Below are 19,837 nucleotides of genomic sequence, written 5' to 3'. Positions count from 1 at the left end.
CCTGTTTTAACATCATGAACTACGCACCCTTACTTGAACCTATCTATCAGTTTCTGCACTGCCGCACGCCACAGGCCTGGATTGATGAGGCGCGCAAGCCGGAAAATCTGACCCTGCTGTTAACCGACCATCTGGTGTGCGAACTGAAAGCCGCACAGACCGCGGTGTGGTTGATCCGCAAATATGTTGCCGACAAACCCAGCGGCGACGCCATTCTGGCGTGGCTGAAACCCTATGAAGATTTTATCTTCCGCGAAGATGGCGACAGCGACTTTATCAACGCCCATAAGAACCTGACAAAACGTATCATCGTGCGCAATGCGCTGCCGTGGGCGGATGAGCTGGTGGAGAAGATGGTGCTGCTGATTAAAGAGGAGCTGCATCACTTCTATCAGGTGTGGGAAATTATGCAGTCGCGCGGGCTGGTCTATCAGAAGATCACTTCCAGCCGCTATGCCAAATCGCTGCTGCGCGAAGTCACCACCCATGAACCGGAAACGCTGGTGGATAAGCTGATATGCGGCGCTTACATCGAGGCGCGCTCCTGCGAACGTTTCGCCAGTCTGGCTCCTTATCTTGATGACGAACTGGCGAAGTTCTATCTGTCGCTGCTGCGCTCAGAGGCGCGGCATTATCAGGACTATTTAACCCTGGCGGCGCAGATTGCCACCAGAGACATCACGCCGCGGGTGCAGGCGATTGGGGCAACAGAAGGGCGGTTAATTAGCGAACCCGACAACGAATTACGCTTTCACAGCGGCGTACCGGCGTTCTGATTAGAGTAAACGGCGCTCTTACGATGGCCGTTTATTTTTTATATTGAACCGGGTTGATTTTATTAATAATAAAAATATAAATATTAACCATTAATCTAATGTGAACACGTTACTTCCGCTAAATATAATTTGAGTGACCCCTCACAAAATATTTTATCTCTTCTGTTTTTTCTTTGCGGAATAACTATAGTGCTCTTGCCGGATTAGGATTGTTATTTTTCAAGCAAAACCTGATTCATAACGCCTCTTTGCCAGAGAGGGTTGTGAATCAGGTTTTTTTTGCACCGGCTATAGCCGGGGAAAAGAATCAGCGACTTTTTTCGCCCGGCCAGTTTTGCTAATAAGCATTTAATGGAAGGAGTCATTAACATGAGGGGAAAGCGCGGTATTCCGTTATTTATTTTACTGTTTTTGCAGCCATCTGGCGCATGGGCTGACTTTTCCGACGCATTATCGTTCTCTGACAATGCTTTCCTGCGTGATTCGCAACTCGATCTCAGACTGCGTAATCACTGGAAGTATCTCAAGGAAAATGAAGCGCAGCCTGCCACCGTTCATAATGCCTGGGGACAGGCGTCAAGCCTGAATTTTCGTTCCGGCTATCAGTGGGACTGGCTGGGTTTCGATGCAACTTATACCCGAGCGATCAGGCTGGGAGCCAGCGACTACTTTGCCACGCGCGGCCTGCTTTACGACAGCGGCGGTCATCAGCAAAAAGCTGACGCGCACGGCTTCAGCAAGTTTGGTGAACGCTATCTGAAAGTGAAGCTGGGGGACGTGAATGCGGGATTTAAAGGAAAAGCGGGCTGGCAGGAGTTAAAAAACATCGGCGTGCTGACCACCACGGACCGCTTGTCACGCAACAGTTACTCAGGCTATAGCGGCGCGCTGAACGTGCAGAAGATACGGCTGGATTTGGCTTACGTGACCAAAACGCTTCGCCACGACTCGCCGGAGAGTCTTGCCCTGCAAACCCAGGACCGACGAAAAATTAATGCGATCTATACCGGCGCACTGAGCTATACCGGTGATCGCGGACGTCTCGCCTACGCATTTGGCGAAGCAGAAGCCTACCAGCGGCGTCATGTTATCGAAGCGAATTACTCGCTCTCGCCGAACTGGCGCTTGTCCTCTCAAATTTATGGCAGTCAGGGGCTGGAAAATTATAAAAGCATGGCGGCCAGCAAAAGATCGTTCGATAACCACGCGTGGCACTATGTCGGTGAAGCAGACTGGATTAACGACAGATGGACACAGAAATTCGCTGCCGCCTGGACTTCGGCGCCCAAACATAATGCGGTGGGATATTATGTGCGCCCGCTGACAAAAAATACCCGTGGGCGTTTCAACGCCCTGACCTCTGCCGGAAAAGATTATACCCGTGATAAAGAACTGGCGCTGGTGTCGCAGACGGAATTTGAAATTTCAAAAGGCATTTTTAGCGGGTTTCAGATTAACTATGGACAGTTTAATTACCGTAATACGCGTATACGTTCGGGGGAAGTCGCGCTCATAAATCGCTTTATCGAACCCCATCCGGCCCTGAAGGATTTATCGGTCTTTACGCTATTCGGTTATGGCTGGTCATATAAGAATAATAAAGAAACGCCGGTTTTTAATGCGCAAGGAAAATATATGCGTTCTCCCAGCCTTTCTGCAGAGATCGCGGTTGAGTATAAATTAAACCTGTTCAGATAAGGAAAATACGATGAAAAGAATTTTTAAAGCGTTGCTGATTCTTATTGTGGTTGGGGCTGTCGCAGGCGAAGCCCTTGCCGCCGATGTTACTCTCTACGTTACGCGGCACGGTAAAACGATGTTCAACACGGTGCATCGCGCGCAGGGATGGGCAGATACTCCGCTAACGCCAGCGGGGGTAGAGGTGGCGCAAAAGCTGGGACGCGGTCTGCAGACGATCCCGTTTATCGCCGTCTGGTCCAGCGATGCTGGCAGAGCGAGAGAAACCGCACAGCTTGTAATGCAGGCATGGAAAACACCGCTGCCGCTGAACGAACGCCGGGAATTGCGGGAAGTGGGCTTTGGCCTGTATGAGGGCGATCTGAATAATAATATGTTGAACGATGCTGCTCATCAGTTGGGATTTGCATCCGATACGGCGCTAATGGAGGCCTATGGCAAAGGCAAGGTTCATGTCGACAGGATCATAGACGCTATCCGGCAGGCGGAAGCGTCAGGCACGCCGGCACTGAGAGGCATTAAATCAGCAGGCATGGCCGAAAGCTATCAGCAGGTTGCGAAGCGAATGGTCGATAGCCTGACTGAGATAGCGCAGCAGGCCCGGCAGCAGGGCGGCGGTAACGTTCTGGTGGTCACGCATGGCCTGGCGATTACAGCGCTACTGCAGGCGCTTGGCGATACGTCGTTAAACCAGACGCTGGACAATGCGAGCGTAACCCGGCTGCGCTATACCGACAGCGGAGAGTTCGTGATTGAATCCATCAACGATATGAGTTACGTAGAGCGCGGCTTATAACTTCCGCAACATACGCACTTCGCAATCGACATGGCCTGTGCAGCCCATCGCGCTGTCGATATGCTCGAAGCCGAGTGACTCATAAAGTTTAATGGCCCGCGTCAGGCTGGCGGTGGTTTCCAGATAGCAGCGACGGAAGCCGTGGCTGCGTGCATGTTCTATCGCCCGCAGCGCCAGTTCGCGTGCCAGACCCTGACCGCGCACCTCCGGCAGAAAGTACATCTTTTGCAGTTCGCAGATATCGGGCGCGCTACAGGCGAGCGGCGCAACACCGCCGCCGCCGACCACCTTGCCCTGATACTCAACAATCCAGTAGGCGCTCTGTTCGGCACTGTAGAGCTCAAACAGCTGGTCGAGCTGCGGATCGGAAACGGTGTAGCCCTTGTCAGCCGTCAGGCCGAACTCCGCGGAAACGTCGCGAATCACCTGGGCGATATGCGGATTATCGGCGGCAGTAATCGGCCGCACCTGGAGGTGCTGAGAGTCAGAAATCATGTGGGAGTTGAGCTATGTAAATCGGTTAGACATTTACCAGAAGTAACATTATCGTCATGTAAAAGCAATATTCCTGACAATGCAGGGAGGCTTTAAAAGCGTCATGTTTTTTAATGTCACTTGAAAATCTGTTTTATCATTTACACCTTACTATGTTCAGTAATAAGGGATTGTTTCTATCCTCTGGTCTTAATAGTGCTGATTACTTCACAATCAATTTGTTTGTCTTAATTGATGTAAATCAAAAATGCTGACTACTACTCCTGTAAGTTAATATCTTTAACGCTAATTAAAGGATTAATTTCATGGCAATTCCAGCTTACCTATGGCTGAAAGATGATGGTGGCGCAGATATCAAAGGATCAGTTGACGTCCAACATCGAGAAGGAAGTATTGAAGTACTTAGTTTCATGCATGGTTTGAGCATACCGGTCGATCCTCACACCGGTAAACTCACAGGAACGCGTGTTCATAGTGCATTAGAATTCGAAAAAGAATTCGACTCATCCAGCCCTTATCTCTATAAAGCAGTCTCCTCCGGGCAAACACTCAGGTCAGCTGAAATAAAATGGTACCGTATTAATCACGCTGGCCAGGAAGAGGAGTACTTCAATATGTTCATTGAAGGAGTGAAAGTGGTGTCGGTTAATCCACTCATGCATAACATCAAATCCATTGAAAATATGAACCATCTTGAGTCAGTAACGCTGCGCTATGAAAAAATCACCTGGAAGTACTGTGATGGCAATATTCAGCACTCCGATTCATGGAAGGAACGCACATAATTCAACTATCAATGGCGCAGCAATTCTGTGAGTCATTTTAAGGAGCGTGTATGACATGGGTCTATGACGTCAGAAAGCGATCTTTTACACGAGATGGTGTCTATAAATTCGATGCGTTATATGCCGGGGCTGAAGGATATAAAGACGATCCTGCATTAGCATGTGAGGTGAACAAAGGTCCTTTGCCAGCAGGAAAGTATAAGATTGCCAGTCCTATGGCAAAGCATCCTACAGCCGGACGGTTTGTTCTCCGTCTTATACCTTATGCGGGTAACAATATGTGTGGTCGCGCCGGGTTTCTTATTCATGGAGATAACGGCTTTGGTACCGCTTCGAATGGCTGTATTGTCGCGTCTTTCAATGTAAGAAAAAGTATTGCGGATAGCGGCGACAGGGAGTTAATAGTGAAATGAAATGGCTCATTATTTTGCTATTAGCATTGTTTTCCGTCTCCTGTTCATCAGGAAGGTTCAATTCTGCAGAACATGTTTTGTCAGATAAAGTGATTACGGCATCCCGCAATAATGACAGCAGTTCACTTTCAGATGCTGATTATGACAAGATAACAGAATATCTTTCTCAGGGCCGGACACGCTGGATTGAACTTTACCCCATTCTTAATCGATCGCCATTCTTAGGCGCAACCTCTTTTCAGGAAGGTCTGGACATCGCGATGGCCTATGCCTTACCTGAAAATCCTGGCGCGGTAATGAAATACGTTAATCAAGGCAATGTTAATAAGCTATGCGGCATGCCATTTATTGAGCCGACTCCGGATGAAACAGATGCGTACTTTTTAAAAGCCCGCACGGCGCTTACTCAGTTAACGTCAGAAAGTGACCGGGAAAAAAGATGCCTGTCTGTATTAGAAAAGAGTCATGATCATCTTGCTGCTGAAACAAGGACGAGAAGGGTGTCATCGAAAAAATGATATTAAAAACCCCGCGCGAGAGCGCGGGGTTTTTTCAGAGCGAGGAATCAATCAGAGCGCCGCAATGACCGCCTGCTGTTCAATCAGTTTTGCTTTTGATTGTTGCAGGTCCGCTACGCGTTCGCGCTCTTTCGCCACCACCGCTTCCGGGGCACGCGAAACAAAGCCTTCGTTCGCCAGCTTGGTTTCGATCTTCTCGATTTCCACATCCAGCTTAACCAGCTCTTTCGCCAGACGCTCCAGCTCGGCGGTTTTATCCACCAGATCCGCCATCGGGATCAGTAGCTCTGCACCTTCAACCAGTTTGGTCACCGACACCGGACCTTTCTCGCCCGCAGGCAGAATGGTCAGGCTTTCCAGACGCGCCAGGCGCGACAGGAAGTTGCGGTTGGCTTCAACGCGACGCAGTGCCGCAGGCGAGCAGTCACGCAGCAGCACATCCAGCGGCTTGCTCAGTGCGATGTTCATCTCGGCACGGATATTACGCACCGCCACGATCGCCTGTTTCATCCACTCGATGTCCGCTTTCGCTTCGGCATCTTCTTTCGCCGCATCGTACTGCGGGAAAGGCTGCAGCATGATGGTGTCGTCGCTGATATTCTTCAGCCCCTTCACGCGCTGCCAGATGGTTTCAGTGATAAACGGAATGATCGGATGCGCCAGACGCAGCAGCGCCTCGAGCACGTGAACCAGCGTATGACGGGTGCCACGCAGTTCAGATTCACTGCCGCTGTTCATGACCGGCTTGGTCAGCTCCAGATACCAGTCGCAGAACTGGTTCCAGGTGAAGTCATACAGCAGGTTAGCCGCGATATCGAAACGGTAGCTATCCAGCGCTTCACGGTACGCTTTCACCGTGTTGTTGAACTCGGTCAGGATCCAGCGATCTGCCAGCGACAGCGTCATTTCGCCGCCATTCTGTCCGCAATCCTGCTCTTCGGTGTTCATCAGCACAAAGCGGCTGGCGTTCCACAGCTTGTTACAGAAGTTGCGATAGCCTTCCAGGCGCTTCATGTCCCAGTTGATGTCGCGACCGGTAGAGGCCAGCGCCGCCAGGGTGAAACGCAGCGCATCGGTGCCTGATGGCTCGATGCCGTCCGGGAACTGCTTCTCGGTACGTTTGCGGATTTTCTCCGCCAGCTGTGGCTGCATCATGTTGCCGGTGCGTTTTTCCAGCAGTGCTTCCAGTGAAATGCCGTCGACCATATCCAGCGGGTCAATCACGTTGCCCTTGGATTTCGACATCTTCTGACCTTCTTCATCACGGATCAGACCGGTCATGTAGACGGTTTTAAACGGTACCTGTGGTTTGCCGTTTTCATCTTTGATGAAGTGCATGGTCAGCATGATCATGCGGGCAATCCAGAAGAAGATGATGTCGAAGCCGCTGACCAGCACGCTGGTCGGATGGAAAGTACGCAGCGCTTCGGTGTTTTCCGGCCAGCCCAGGGTGGAGAAGGTCCACAGACCTGAGGAGAACCAGGTATCCAGCACGTCATCATCCTGACGCAGCGCCACATCGGCGGCCAGGTTATTCTCGGCGCGCACTTCGTCTTCGGTGCGGCCGACGTAGACGTTACCGTTGTCGTCATACCACGCCGGGATGCGGTGACCCCACCAGAGCTGACGGGAGATACACCAGTCCTGAATATCGCGCATCCAGGAGAAGTACATGTTTTCGTACTGCTTCGGTACAAACTGGATGTCGCCGTTTTCAACGGCTTCAACCGCGACTTTCGCCAGCGGTGCGGTACGCACATACCACTGATCAGTCAGCATCGGCTCGATAACCACGCCGCCACGGTCGCCGTAGGGCACGGTCAGATCGTGGGGTTTGATCTCTTCAAGCAGGCCGAGTTCATCGACAGCGGCAACAATCGCTTTACGCGCCGCGAAGCGTTCCATGTTCTGGAAAGCCGCCGGGATCTCATCGGAACAGGCATCGCTGGCTTCGCCATTGGTGTCATACACCTGAGCACGGTCGCGGATATCGCCGTCGAAGGTCAGGATGTTGATCATCGGCAGTTTGTGACGACGGCCGACTTCATAGTCGTTGAAGTCATGCGCCGGGGTGATCTTGACGCAGCCGGTGCCTTTTTCCATGTCGGCATGTTCGTCGCCAACGATAGGGATCAGGCGGCCAACCAGCGGCAGCATCACAAATTTGCCGATCAGATCTTTGTAACGTGGATCTTCCGGGTTAACGGCGACGCCGGTATCGCCCAGCAGGGTTTCCGGACGGGTGGTGGCGACCACCAGATAATCTTTACCGTCGGCGGTTTTTGCGCCGTCAGCCAGCGGATAGCGGATATGCCACATCGAGCCTTTGCTCTCGCGGTTTTCCACTTCCAAATCGGAGATTGCGGTACGCAGTTTTGGATCCCAGTTCACCAGGCGTTTGCCACGGTAGATCAGGTTCTCTTTATAGAGGCGAACAAACACCTCTTTCACGGCGTTGGAAAGGCCATCGTCCATGGTGAAGCGCTCGCGCTCCCAGTCGACGGAGTTGCCCAGACGGCGCATCTGGCGGGTAATGGTGCCGCCGGATTCTGCTTTCCACTGCCAGATTTTGTCGATGAACGCATCACGGCCATAGTCCTGGCGCGTCTTGCCCTCTTCAGCCGCAATTTTGCGCTCAACCACCATCTGCGTGGCGATGCCCGCGTGGTCAGTACCCGCCTGCCACAGGGTATTTTTCCCCTGCATGCGCTGGTAACGGATCATGGTGTCCATGATGGTTTGCTGGAAGGCGTGACCCATGTGCAAGCTACCGGTGACGTTCGGCGGCGGGATCATGATGCAAAAGCTTTCCTGGCTGGTATCGCCATTCGGTTTGAAGTAGCCCTGCTTTTCCCAATGCTCGTAAAGCGGCTGCTCGATATCTTGCGGGTTATATGTCTTTTCCATTTCTGCTATGTCGTTTGCGGCTGTGGTGGCGCTGCCGTATTCAATTGGAATCCAACGCTGCGATACGCTTTATAGCGGTCGCGCGCCAGTTGTTTGAGCGTGTCTTCGTAAGGAACGAAGTCTATCACTTCATGGAAAGCAGTAGCAAAATCTGCGAAGTGGGGCAGCAGGCTAATCAGCAGGTCACGCGGTGAACTGCCGCGACGCTGTGGCCAGGCCAGCTCAACCGGCGCACCGTAGCGCGGGCCTTCACCCGCCAGGTTATGCGGCACGAAGGCGTTTGCCGGTCGTTGCCACAGCGCTTCGTCGAGACGAATGGCTTGCTGTTCATCTTCGCAGGCGATCAACACCCGCTTTCCGGCCCGCCAGCGTGTTTCCGCCAGATTGCACACCAGCGCTTCAACGGCGCTAAGGCCATCGCTCGTTGCATCGGTTTCCAGCACGTAGAAGGTTGCGTTTTTCATCGGTTTGCTCATCAGAAGATCAAGGGCGGAATGATATCCGCCCTTGCTGTCAGAAAAGAGGGCGCTTAATCGTCGCCGTTCAATCCTGCCCGATTCAACAGAAATTGCGACAGCATCGGCACCGGACGTCCGGTGGCGCCTTTGGCCTTGCCGGAGCGCCAGGCGGTACCGGCGATATCCAGGTGTGCCCAGTTATATTTGCGGGCAAAGCGTGCCAGGAAGCAGGCGGCGGTAATCGCGCCGCCGGGACGGCCACCAATGTTCGCCATATCGGCAAAGTTGGACTCCAGCTGCTCCTGGAACTCATCCGCCATCGGCAGACGCCAGGCGCGATCGCCTGACTGCTCCGAGGCGCTGATCAGCTCATGCGCCAGCGGATTGTGGTTCGACAGCAGGCCGCTGATGTGATGACCCAGCGCAATCACGCAGGCACCGGTCAGCGTCGCAACGTCAATCACCACTTCCGGATCGAAACGTTCAACATAGGTCAGCGCATCGCACAGGACCAGGCGGCCTTCAGCGTCGGTGTTCAGCACCTCAACCGTCTGGCCAGACATGGTGGTCAGCACGTCGCCCGGACGCATCGACCGGCCATCCGGCATGTTTTCACAGCCTGCCAGCACGCCGACCACGTTCAGCGGCAGATTCAGCTCTGCCACCATACGCATCACGCCATAGACGGCGGCCGCGCCGCACATGTCATACTTCATTTCGTCCATGCTGTCGGCAGGCTTGATGGAGATGCCGCCGGAGTCAAAGGTCAGCCCTTTACCCACCAGCACAATCGGACGTGCTTCCGCATCCGGATTGCCTTTGTACTCAATTACCGACATCAGCGATTCGTTTTGCGAACCGGCCCCGACCGCGAGATAGGCGTTCATGCCCAGCTCTTTCATCTGCTGTTCGCCGATGACGCGGGTGGTGACATTTTTGCTGAAGGCATCCGCCAGCTGACGCGCCTGTGACGCCAGATAGGCGGCGTTACAGATATTAGGTGGCATGTTGCCGAGATCTTTAGCCGCTTTCATACCGGCAGCGACCGCTAATCCATGCTGGATCGCCCGTTCGCCGCTGGTCAGTTCACGGCGGGTCGGCACGTTAAAGACCAGCTTGCGCAGCGGACGACGTGGCTCCGCTTTGTTACTTTTCAGCTGGTCAAAGTTGTAGAGCGCCTCTTTTGAGGTCTCTACTGCCTGACGCACTTTCCAGTAGGTGTTGCGGCCTTTGACATGCAGCTCGGTCAGGAAGCAGACCGCTTCCATTGAGCCGGTGTCGTTGAGCGTGTTAATGGTTTTCTGAATGACCTGCTTGTACTGGCGTTCATCCAGCTCACGCTCTTTACCGCAGCCAATCAGCAGAATACGCTCGGACAGGATATTTGGCACATGATGCAGCAGCAGTGTCTGGCCCACTTTTCCTTCCAGCTCGCCGCGGCGCAGCAGGGCGCTGATGTAGCCGTCGCTGATTTTATCCAGCTGCTCGGCAATCGGTGACAGACGACGCGGTTCGAAAACGCCAACGACAATGCAGGCACTGCGCTGTTTTTCCGGGCTTCCGCTTTTTACACTGAACTCCATGCACTCTCCTGAATCTTAAAGACAACGGCCGCTGCTGCCGCTAGAATGTAGCGCGCTCATGACCCATTTATTCATCGTCGCAGCATGACATTCTGCTGCTGGAGGTCATAATGAATCAGGGTGACAAGATGTTGTTTTTTCACCACCCGGACGCGTTTTTCATACAAATTTAGCTACGGCGACGGCCATTGATGAAGAAAAATGGCTGATAAGCGTTGAAACTAGCGATTTTCCTGCAAAAAGACAAGTTTTCACAGGCGTACTAAGCGTGATCATCATTAGATATCTGGTTCGGGAAACGCTCAAAAGCCAGCTGGCTATCCTGTTTATCCTGCTACTCATCTTCTTTTGTCAGAAGTTAGTCAGGATCCTGGGTGCCGCGGTGGATGGCGAAGTGCCGACAAACCTCGTTCTGACCTTGTTAGGACTCGGTGTGCCTCAAATGGCACAACTTATACTGCCCTTAAGTCTGTTTCTGGCGATCCTGATGACGCTGGGGCGGCTCTACACGGAAAGTGAAATTACCGTGATGCACGCCTGCGGCCTGAGTAAGGCCGTCCTGGTAAAAGCGGCGATGGTGCTGATGCTGTTTACCTCGATAGTGGCGGCCGTGAACGTCATCTGGCTGGGACCATGGTCATCCCGCTATCAGGATGAGGTGACGCAGAACGCCAAAGCGAACCCGGGTGCGGCAGCAATGGCCGCCGGACAGTTTCAGACCTCCAGTGACGGCAGCGCCGTACTGTTTGTCGAGGATGTGAAGGGCAACAACTTTGGTAACGTGTTCCTGGCGCAGTTACGGCCAAAGGGCAACGCGCGTCCTTCAGTGGTGCTGGCTGACAGCGGTCACATGGAGCAGCATAAAGATGGCTCGCAGGTGGTGACGCTGGATAAAGGCACCCGTTTTGAGGGCACCGCACTGCTGCGTGATTTCCGTATCACCGACTTCACCAATTATCAGGCCATTGTGGGTTATAAAGCGGCAACGCTCGATCCTAACGATGCAGAACAGGCGAGTCTGACCGACCTGTTCGCAAACAAGACACCTGAGTTTCAGGCCGAGCTGCACTGGCGTCTGACGCTGGTGTTCGCGGTGCTGGTGATGGCGCTGATGGTGGTGCCGCTCAGCGTGGTGAACCCACGTCAGGGGCGCGTGCTGTCGATGCTGCCCGCCATGATGCTCTATCTGATTTTCTTCCTGTTGCAGAGCTCGCTGAAGTCGAGCGGCGCGAAAGGGCGGCTTGATCCGGCGCTCTGGATGTGGGTGGTGAATATCAGCTATCTGGTGCTGGCGGTGCTCCTTAACCTGTGGGATACGGTGCCGATGCGTCGGATTCGCGCCCGCTTTACCCGCGGAGGGTCGGTCTGATGTTTCGCGTACTTGACCGCTATATCGGTAAAACCATTTTCAATACCATTATGCTGACGCTGTTCATGCTGGTGTCGCTTTCCGGCATCATCAAGTTCGTCGATCAGCTGCGCAAGACCGGCCAGGGCAGCTACAACGCGCTGAGTGCCGGTTACTACACCCTGCTGAGCGTACCCAAAGATATTGAGATCTTTTTCCCGATGGCGGCTCTGTTGGGCGCGCTGCTGGGACTGGGTGCGCTGGCGCAGCGTAGTGAACTGGTGGTGATGCAAGCGGCGGGCTTTACCCGCATGCAGGTTGCGCTGTCAGTGATGAAAACAGCGATTCCGCTGGTGCTGCTGACCATGGCGATTGGCGAGTTTGTTGCGCCGTCGGGCGAGCAGATGGCGCGTAATTACCGGGCGCAGCAGCTTTACGGCGGTGCGCTGGTCTCAACACAGAACGGTCTGTGGGCGAAAGATGGCAATAGCTTTATCTTTATCGAGCGCATCAAAGGCGACAACGAAATTGATGGCGTGAGCATCTACAGCTTTAACGATCAGCGTCGTCTGCAGAGCGTGCGTTACGCGGCGACGGCGACCTGGGATGCGGCTAAGAAGCGCTGGATACTGTCGCAGGTTGATGAGTCTAACCTGACCGATCCGAAGCAGATTACCGGTTCACAGAGCCTGAGTGGCGAGTGGAAAACCAATCTGACGCCGGACAAGCTGGGTGTGGTTGCGCTGGATCCGGACGCGTTATCGATTCGCGGTCTGCATAGCTACAGTAAATATCTGAAGCAGAGCGGCCAGGAATCGGGACGTTATCAGCTGAATATGTGGAGCAAAATCTTCCAGCCGTTGTCGGTGGCGGTGATGATGCTGATGGCGCTGTCGTTTATCTTTGGTCCGCTGCGTAGCGTGTCGATGGGTGTACGCGTGGTGACCGGTATCAGCTTTGGCTTCCTGTTCTACGTGCTGGACCAGATTTTCGGTCCGCTGAGCCTGGTTTACGGTCTGCCGCCGATTCTGGGAGCGATTCTGCCGAGTTTTGCGTTCTTCGCTATCAGTATGTTTATGTTGATTAAGCGGCGCTAAGCGCAATGAATGCAGTAAAAGAAAAGGCCGCGCAAGCGGCCTTTTTTGTGACCGGTGTTCAGGCTCAGGGCAGGCTTCCATCGCTTTACGTTTAGCAGTCGTCTGGAAGATGCGGTTTCAGCGACGGTGAGCGGCTTTATTCTGCGCTGATGCCCTGTTTATGCGGAGTGCCGGGTCGTCTCTTTCAGTGTCCTGGTGAGTTGCTCTCTGTTCAGGGCTACGCAATAGGCGGGCGTCCCACGCTCGAAACGCCAGCCTTCCGCTAACGAGCCCGCATCCACGGCATCAAATCCAAAGGCTTCATATAATGCCGTGGCGGTCGCTTTCCCTTCGCTATCATCTCCCGCCAGCGGTAATGCCTGCCGGTTAGCATCGCCCGGCGGCAGGCCCTGCGTTTCAAGATCGGTCATGCGGATGGCATTGAATGCCTTGGTGACGCGGCTGTCAGGAAGCAGGCGGGCAAGCCGTTCACTGGTGCTGATGCGGCCATTGAGCAGCTCTTCAATTTCGCCATCGCGGTCGGGATAGTAATTGACCGCATCAAGCACGATTTTTCCCCGCAATTCTGTGGCCGGAAGTTGTTCCGTTGCCGTGAGCGGCACGGCAATCACCACCACTTCGCCGAACTCTGCGGCCTCGGTGGCGGTGCCGGTTTCACAGCCAATCATCGGTTTCAGGCTGAACAGCGTTCGTGGATCGCGCGAGTTGCTGAGCATCACCTGATGTCCCGCCTGAATCGCCAGTTTTGCAATCGCCCGGCCAACAAAGCCTGCGCCAATAATGCCTATTTTCATACGTTTCTCCTCGATGAGTTTCACGCACTGACCTTAATTAAAAACAGGAGGTGAATAAATCGACAAACAGACGCAATATAAACAACCAACAGGAGGGAATCATGGATCGGTTTACCAGCATGAACGTGTTTGTTACCGTCGCGGAATCGGGCTCGTTTGCCGCCGCAGCCGGGCACTTGCAAATCTCACCGCAGATGGTGGCGAAGCATATCGCCATGCTGGAGAAGCATCTCGGTACGCTACTTCTGCATCGCACCACCCGACGACAAAGCCTGACGGATGTGGGCCGCAACTATTACGAACGCTGCAAAATCGTGCTGGCAGAGGTGCAGGAAGCAGATGCGATCGCGCTGGATATGCAGCAGCGGCCGTCCGGTACGCTGAAGGTCAGCGCCCCGGTCACGTTTGGTTCTTTTAGCCTGGCGCCGTTTGTGACCCGCTATCTTGACCGGTTTCCGGAAACGCAGGTCGATCTTGAACTCAGCGATCGGCTGGTCGATCCGTTTGAAGAGGGTTATGAGGTGGTGATCCGGATTGGTGCGCTGGCGGACAGTTCGATCATCGCCCATCCACTGCAGCCCTACCGGCTGATAGCCTGCGCGTCGCCAGCCTATCTGGCGCGGCACGGTGTGCCTGCCACGCCAGCAGAGCTGGTGAACCACGCCTGTCTCGTTTATGGCATCTGGTCGCCCTCAAAACCCTGCCGCTGGGTATTCAGTCAGGCCGGTAAGGTTGAAGAGGTACATCCGCAGGGGCGCATGCGGTCGAATGACTGGAAAGCGCTGCTGCATGCGGCGCTTGAGGGTTATGGCATTACCCTGGGACCGGCCTCCATTCTCTCTGAAGAGATCAGACAGGGCCGGCTGGTCCAGGTGCTGCCCGATTATGCCGGGCCAGCACGACCCATGCATGTGCTGATTCCGGCGGGCCGCCGCCAGACGGTGAAAATCCGCAGCTTTGTTAGCGCCATTATCACCGAGTTTGGCCTCTATCCACCCCAATCCGGCTAAACCAGGCGGTTATCGGCTCAGCAGCGGGAGTAACTGGGGCAGCTGCGACAACAGGTAGAGAATCAGCCCGATGGTGCCGCCAACCAGCGTGCCGTTGATGCGGATAAACTGCAGATCTTTGCCGATATTAAGTTCGATCTGCTGCGACATGTCGCGTGCATCCCAGCTCTTCACGGTGTCGCTGATATGACGCGTCAGGAAGCCAGCAAACTCTGGTGCAACGCTGCGTGCGGCCTGTTCCAGATGCTGATTCATCGAGTCACGCAGCGCCGGGTCGGCCGCCAGGGTTTCGCCCAGCCACAATGCTGCACCGCGCACTTTCTCCTGCACTCGTGAATCATCACTGCTGAGATCCGCCTTGAGCCAGTTGCGCATATCATTCCACAGCTCGCCGATGTAGCGGTTAAACGAGGCATCCTCTTTCAGCCAGCCTTTGATCTCCTCGGCACGCTCTGCCATTTCCGGGTCGTTCTGCAGTTTAACGATCAGTTTGTCGACCGCCCGATTGAAGCCGAGGCGCAGCTCATGCCCCTGATCCAGCGCCACATCATCCAGCAGTGAATCGACCGCGTTTGCCACCAGCTCGGCGCTGTGCTCGCCCAGCCATTCGGTCGGCAACATTTTGGCTTTGATCGGATGCTCGCGTTTCAGCCAGCGCACCAGCTGCATGGCAATAAACTCGCGGGTACTGGGCTTATGCAGCAGCTTCAGCAGCTGTTCGATTGCCGCGTCCAGCAGCGCCTGATGACGGTTGTTTTTCGTCAGGCTCTCCAGCAGCAGGGCGCTGGTCTGGCTGAGATCGACCTTGTCGATGGCGCGATGTACTGCGCGGCGCATGAAATTCTGGATCCGTGTGTCATCGGTCAGATCAAGGAAGCCGCGCATGACCTGCAGCAGATGGCGGCCAATGCGGTCAGCATTGCCCGGCGCATTCAGCCATTGCGCCAGCAGGTTGGAAGGATCGTGACGGCGAATCAGATTGAGCAGCGAGTCGGTATCAAGAAACTTCTCCTGCACAAAGCGACCGAGGTTTTCACCGATACGATCTTTGTTTCGCGGAATGATGGCGGTATGACGCGAGATAAAGGGCACCGGCACGCGCCGGAACAGTGCGACCACCGCGAACCAGTCCGCCAGCGCGCCGACCATCGCAGCTTCCGCAATCGCTTTTACGCCGCTGACCCAGAAGCCGGGCGGCAGAAAAAGCGTAACGATAAAGGTAATTGCAGCCAGCAGTAACAGCAGCAGCGCCAGACGTTTCGTCCGTTTCAGTTCGTGTTGTTTATCCATATCCTGATCTTAGCAGAGAGCCGGTTTCATCGGCGGCGACCACCCAGCAGGCTGCCGAGTACGCCACGGATGATCTGATTGGTAATCTGGCGCGTGGCGCTTTTCGCCATGGTCTGCACCATGCCATCGTGCTTGCCGCCGCGCGGGCCGGTTCGGCCAAACAGGATCTCTTTCAGCCCGCCGAGAATGCCGTTATCTACCGCGACATCGTCGCCTTTCGCCGGAGGCGCACTGGCCTGATCGCTGGCGGCCTGAAACCCTTTTTGCAGCTTCTCAAATGCCGATTCGCGATCAACTTCGCTGTCATATTTGCCATAGAGCGGTGAATGGTTGATCAGGCCGTTGCGTTCATCGCCTGTGACCGGACCCATACGTGAGCCAGGTGCGATCACCATGGCCCGTTCCACCACCGACGGACTGCCTTTGGCATCCAGGAAGGAGATTAGCGCTTCGCCGGTGCCCAGCGCCTGAATCGCCTCGACGCTGTCAAACGCTGGGTTGGCGCGCAGGGTATCGGCGGCGGTTTTTACCGCTTTCTGATCTTTGGGGGTGAAGGCTCGCAGCGCGTGCTGAACGCGGTTGCCAAGCTGGCCCAGCACCCGATCGGGAATATCTGCCGGGTTCTGGGTGACGAACCAGACGCCGACCCCTTTGGAGCGGATCAGCCGCATGACCTGTTCTATTTTCTCCAGCAGCACCGGCGGCGCGTCGGTGAACAGCAGGTGCGCCTCATCAAAGAAGAACACCAGCTTTGGCTGATCGAGATCGCCCGCTTCCGGCAGGTGCTCATAAAGCTCCGACAGCAGCCACAGCAGGCTGGTGGCGTAGAGTTTCGGCATCTGGTAGAGCTTCTCAGCAGAGAGGATGTTGATGACGCCTTTGCCGTTGCTGTCGACACGCATCCAGTCGGCGATATCCAGCATCGGTTCACCAAAGAAGTGCTCCGCGCCCTGTTGCTCCAGCGTCAGTAACCCGCGCTGGATGGCGCCGACCGAGGCGCTGTTGATATTGCCGTAGTGGGTCTGGAAGCTTTTGGCGTTGTCACCGATGTACTGGGTCATGGCGCGCAGATCTTTGAAGTCCAGCAGCAGTAAACCCTGGTCATCGGCGATGCGGAAAATAATCTGCAATACGCCGCTCTGCACCTCATTCAGGTTCAGCAGTCGCGCCAGCAGCAGCGGCCCGAGATCAGAGACGGTAGCGCGAACCGGATGGCCTTTCTCGCCGAAGATATCCCACAGCACCACCGGATTGCTCTGCGGCTGCCAGTCGGTGACGCCGATTTTCGCCAGCCTCTCCTGCAGCTTTTCGCTGGACTGGCCAGCCATCGCCACGCCGGTCAAATCGCCTTTAACATCAGCCATAAAGACCGGCACGCCGCTGGCGGAGAACGATTCAGCCAGTTTCTGCAGCGTAACGGTTTTACCGGTGCCGGTCGCGCCGGTGATCAGGCCATGGCGGTTGGCCATTTGCGGCAACAGATGAAGTTCGACGTCTGGCGTACGGGCAATCAGTAGCGGGGAAGTCATGATTTTCCACTCTCAGGCTGAAGGTTATGCCTGAAGGATAGCAAGCCGGAGCGGCACAGGAGGAGAACTATTCACCAAAAAAAGGCCGCTGCCCGGGGAGCAGCGGCCAGCAACAGTGGTTTACTTCTGAACCTCTTCAAAATTGAGCAGGCTGACCCCGATGCCCTGCTGCAGGTGACTGAGGTTGCTGCGCACCGCCACCTGGGTTGCGCCCTGTAACAGCATGACAAACGGCGAATCCTGCTGGATGCGGGTTTGCAGCCCGGTGTAGAGGTTGCGACGTTTCACCGCATCGCTCTCTCCGGCGGCGGCACGGGTCTGTGCACTCAGCTCCGGAATCGTCCAGCCGACGCGCCACGCCAGGGTTTTGCCGCCGCCCGGCACGTTATAGGCAAAGGTGCTGGCATTGGTGTTGGGATCGATGTAGTCCGCGCCCCAGTAAGTAAAGATGGCCTGGAAGTCCCGGCTGCGCATTTTGCTCCACAGCTCCGATTCCGCCACCGGCTGGATATCAAGCTGCACATCCGCTTTGGCAAAGCTGGCCTGCAGTGCCTGCGCCACATCAATGTAAGGCGGCTGGTTCACCACCGTCAGCGCGATATGGGTGCCAGGTTTGATGCCGCCTTTTTGCAGTATCGCCTGTGCCTTTTTCAGATCGTAATGGAACGGTGTCGTGTTCAGTGCACCATCGAAGCCGTCCGGCAGGAAGCTCTGATGAATGCGGTACTGACCTTTCAGCAGCTGGTTCGCCAGGCTGTCATAGTCAACCAGCCAGCGTGCCGCCTGCCACAGCGCCGGATTCCCCAGCGCCGGTTGCTGTGGGCTTTGAGTGTTAAAGCCGATGTAATAAACCAGGCTGGACGGGAAGGCATCAATACGCACATTGGCGGTGTTCTTCAGCGCGGTAATCTGATCCGGGCCGAGCTGATAGGCGACATCCACATCACCCTGCTGGATCAGCAGACGGCGGCTGCCCGGATCGGCCACACCTTTTAGCAATACCCGCTTCAGATGCGGCTTCCGGATGCTATTGGGATTGGCTTCCAGCACCAGCGCCTGCAGCGGCACAAACTGTTTTATGGCATAGGCGGCGCTGCCGGCGGAGTGCACCTTCAGCCAGCTATTACCGTAATCGTTGTTGCTGGCGTGCTGCTGCGCCAGTTTGCTGTCGACGATGGAGGAGACCGGCGCGGTCAGCAGGCGCAGCGCCAGATCGCTGCCGATCTCCGCTGGCCAGCGCAGTTCAAGCTGGTGGTCATTAATTACCGTGAACTGCTGATCGATGTTTTCTGGCGTCCAGCCAAATTCACCCAGAATAAAAGAGGGCGCTTTATTGAGTTTTACTGCACGGGTTAATGAGAAGACCACATCCTGTGCGGTCACGGGATGACCACTGGCGAAGCGGGCCTGCGGATTAAGATCAAACACCAGGCTATGAGGCGTTTTGCCTGCCTGCCAGCGCGTAGCCGCCAGCGGCGAGAGCTGCTGCGGATTCTGATGATCAGGCTCCAGTAGCGTCTGGTAGATATTGCGCAGGCTACTGTTGCTGACGGTCTCAAAACTTTCCGCCGGGTCGAAACTGATGATGCCATCAAGCGGAACGGCAATTACCAGCGTGTCGCCAGGCGTGGCGGCGTGTGCCGGGTGAACCAGTGCCACAGCCGTAAACAGGGACAAGAGTGTTTTTCGCATGGAGGGTTATCCTGAGTCGTTGATAGCTCTACTCTATCGGGCGCCGGATAATCTCCAAATGCGGGTTTCTTATGAGCTTTGCACAATTATTAGCGTAGTCATTCAGGCAAAGAGACAAAATAAGATAATGACGGTCAGTAATTATTTTATTGTCATTTTACAGCGGGCGGAATAAAGCCGGTTTTACTCAGCCGATCACAAATTGCGCACAGTCTGATTGTATGACTATCAAAGTCACTATAGTGTTAACGATGAGAATGATTCTCTTGTATGGAAGTATGATATTTTTTTATCGGTTATCTGGCGTGATGATGACAGGGCGAAAATAATAACCCTCATTCCTGCGTTAAAAGAGTTAAATACCCGATGTTTATGCGGTTTTACCCCCGATTTCCGCGCTGTAAATCTTTTACCTCTCCGCAACCCTTTCGCAACACCATGATAAACTTTTACTAAGACACATCTTAAATTCAATTTTTACATCCAGACATATCTATATCCCTAAGATTGCCAGGTTATTAACCGATAAGTTCCGTTAGTCACCGAACCATAATTCTACCTGCCCTTGTCTGTTCTGCCGTCGTCTGTGCCGCGTGCGTTGATCTCTGCGGGGAATTTTCCGCCTGCACTCAGCCTTTCAGCTTCATA

The 19,837-nt window shown here is 54.7% G+C and carries 17 protein-coding genes; 9 read left to right on the top strand and 8 right to left on the bottom strand.

Going from position 1 to position 19,837, the window contains the following annotated elements; translation table 11 throughout:
* Positions 1-14: 14 nt before the first annotated feature.
* The 3 genes from LC417_RS09975 to LC417_RS09965 all read left to right on the top strand — a co-directional run bounded on the left by LC417_RS09975 (position 15) and on the right by LC417_RS09965 (position 3,270).
* Positions 15-776 carry a tRNA-(ms[2]io[6]A)-hydroxylase gene (locus LC417_RS09975; RefSeq protein WP_033769520.1) on the top strand — a complete coding sequence of 254 codons (762 nt, stop codon included), beginning with the start codon at positions 15-17 and terminating at the stop codon, positions 774-776.
* A gap of 369 nt (positions 777-1,145) precedes the next feature.
* Positions 1,146-2,474 carry an OprD family porin gene (locus LC417_RS09970; RefSeq protein ID WP_223565794.1) on the top strand — a complete coding sequence of 443 codons (1,329 nt, stop codon included), beginning with the start codon at positions 1,146-1,148 and terminating at the stop codon, positions 2,472-2,474.
* A gap of 10 nt (positions 2,475-2,484) precedes the next feature.
* Positions 2,485-3,270 carry a histidine phosphatase family protein gene (locus tag LC417_RS09965; protein WP_061901813.1) on the top strand — a complete coding sequence of 262 codons (786 nt, stop codon included), beginning with the start codon at positions 2,485-2,487 and terminating at the stop codon, positions 3,268-3,270.
* Here the strand turns inward: LC417_RS09965 and LC417_RS09960 are convergent.
* Positions 3,265-3,765: a GNAT family N-acetyltransferase gene (locus LC417_RS09960; RefSeq protein WP_010671786.1), complete on the bottom strand. Its 501-nt coding sequence runs from the start codon at positions 3,763-3,765 to the stop codon at positions 3,265-3,267. The genes LC417_RS09965 and LC417_RS09960 overlap by 6 nt on opposite strands.
* Before the next feature lie 305 nt (positions 3,766-4,070).
* On the opposite strand from LC417_RS09960, the gene LC417_RS09955 reads away from it, so the two are divergent.
* The 3 genes from LC417_RS09955 to LC417_RS09945 are packed head-to-tail and all read left to right on the top strand — an operon-like array spanning position 4,071 to position 5,481.
* The gene (locus LC417_RS09955; RefSeq protein WP_010671785.1) at positions 4,071-4,550 is read left to right on the top strand and encodes an Hcp family type VI secretion system effector; all 480 of its coding nucleotides are present in this window, start codon (positions 4,071-4,073) and stop codon (positions 4,548-4,550) included.
* 50 nt (positions 4,551-4,600) lie between these two features.
* Complete coding sequence (locus tag LC417_RS09950) at positions 4,601-4,963, top strand: tlde1 domain-containing protein (protein WP_010671784.1); 363 nt, start codon at positions 4,601-4,603, stop codon at positions 4,961-4,963.
* Positions 4,960-5,481 (top strand): hypothetical protein, encoded by a 522-nt coding sequence (locus tag LC417_RS09945; RefSeq protein ID WP_124889642.1) that lies wholly within the window; start codon positions 4,960-4,962, stop codon positions 5,479-5,481. The genes LC417_RS09950 and LC417_RS09945 overlap by 4 nt, the downstream gene beginning before the upstream one ends.
* Before the next feature lie 51 nt (positions 5,482-5,532).
* On the opposite strand, the gene LC417_RS09940 is transcribed toward LC417_RS09945, so the two are convergent.
* The 3 genes from LC417_RS09940 to pepA form a co-directional block, all read right to left on the bottom strand.
* The gene (locus tag LC417_RS09940; RefSeq protein ID WP_010671782.1) at positions 5,533-8,388 is read right to left on the bottom strand and encodes a valine--tRNA ligase; all 2,856 of its coding nucleotides are present in this window, start codon (positions 8,386-8,388) and stop codon (positions 5,533-5,535) included.
* Between the two features lie 5 nt (positions 8,389-8,393).
* Entirely contained in the window at positions 8,394-8,852 is a 459-nt protein-coding gene (locus LC417_RS09935; RefSeq protein WP_010251657.1) for a DNA polymerase III subunit chi, read from the bottom strand.
* A 65-nt stretch (positions 8,853-8,917) separates the two neighbouring features.
* Positions 8,918-10,429 (bottom strand): leucyl aminopeptidase, encoded by a 1,512-nt coding sequence (gene pepA / locus LC417_RS09930; protein ID WP_010251654.1) that lies wholly within the window; start codon positions 10,427-10,429, stop codon positions 8,918-8,920.
* Positions 10,430-10,697: 268 nt separating this feature from the next.
* On the opposite strand from pepA, the gene lptF reads away from it, so the two are divergent.
* Both lptF and lptG read left to right on the top strand, forming a co-directional pair.
* Complete coding sequence (gene lptF / locus LC417_RS09925; protein ID WP_010671780.1) at positions 10,698-11,798, top strand: LPS export ABC transporter permease LptF; 1,101 nt, start codon at positions 10,698-10,700, stop codon at positions 11,796-11,798.
* Positions 11,798-12,874, top strand: coding sequence for an LPS export ABC transporter permease LptG (gene lptG, locus LC417_RS09920; protein WP_010251648.1), 1,077 nt, complete (start codon positions 11,798-11,800; stop codon positions 12,872-12,874). Before lptF ends, lptG begins: the two co-directional genes overlap by 1 nt.
* 158 nt (positions 12,875-13,032) lie before the next feature.
* On the opposite strand, the gene LC417_RS09915 is transcribed toward lptG, so the two are convergent.
* Positions 13,033-13,668: an NADPH-dependent F420 reductase gene (locus tag LC417_RS09915; RefSeq protein ID WP_223565793.1), complete on the bottom strand. Its 636-nt coding sequence runs from the start codon at positions 13,666-13,668 to the stop codon at positions 13,033-13,035.
* A 101-nt stretch (positions 13,669-13,769) separates the two neighbouring features.
* Between LC417_RS09915 and LC417_RS09910 the strand changes: the two genes are divergently transcribed.
* Positions 13,770-14,678 (top strand): LysR family transcriptional regulator, encoded by a 909-nt coding sequence (locus tag LC417_RS09910; protein ID WP_223565792.1) that lies wholly within the window; start codon positions 13,770-13,772, stop codon positions 14,676-14,678.
* A 9-nt stretch (positions 14,679-14,687) separates the two neighbouring features.
* Here LC417_RS09910 and LC417_RS09905 read toward each other — a convergent pair whose 3' ends face one another.
* The 3 genes from LC417_RS09905 to LC417_RS09895 form a co-directional block, all read right to left on the bottom strand.
* Positions 14,688-15,968 carry a DUF445 domain-containing protein gene (locus LC417_RS09905; RefSeq protein ID WP_033759683.1) on the bottom strand — a complete coding sequence of 427 codons (1,281 nt, stop codon included), beginning with the start codon at positions 15,966-15,968 and terminating at the stop codon, positions 14,688-14,690.
* A 26-nt stretch (positions 15,969-15,994) separates the two neighbouring features.
* Positions 15,995-17,497 (bottom strand): helicase HerA-like C-terminal domain-containing protein, encoded by a 1,503-nt coding sequence (locus LC417_RS09900; protein WP_223565791.1) that lies wholly within the window; start codon positions 17,495-17,497, stop codon positions 15,995-15,997.
* A gap of 120 nt (positions 17,498-17,617) precedes the next feature.
* Positions 17,618-19,189: an ABC transporter substrate-binding protein gene (locus LC417_RS09895; RefSeq protein WP_223565790.1), complete on the bottom strand. Its 1,572-nt coding sequence runs from the start codon at positions 19,187-19,189 to the stop codon at positions 17,618-17,620.
* Positions 19,190-19,837: the final 648 nt, after the last annotated feature.

This window comes from Pantoea sp. OVA07A, from assembly GCF_019969975.1.
GTDB classification, from domain to species: domain Bacteria; phylum Pseudomonadota; class Gammaproteobacteria; order Enterobacterales; family Enterobacteriaceae; genus Pantoea; species Pantoea agglomerans.
Note: the sequence above shows the minus strand (reverse complement) of the source record. Positions and strands in the feature narration are given on the sequence as shown.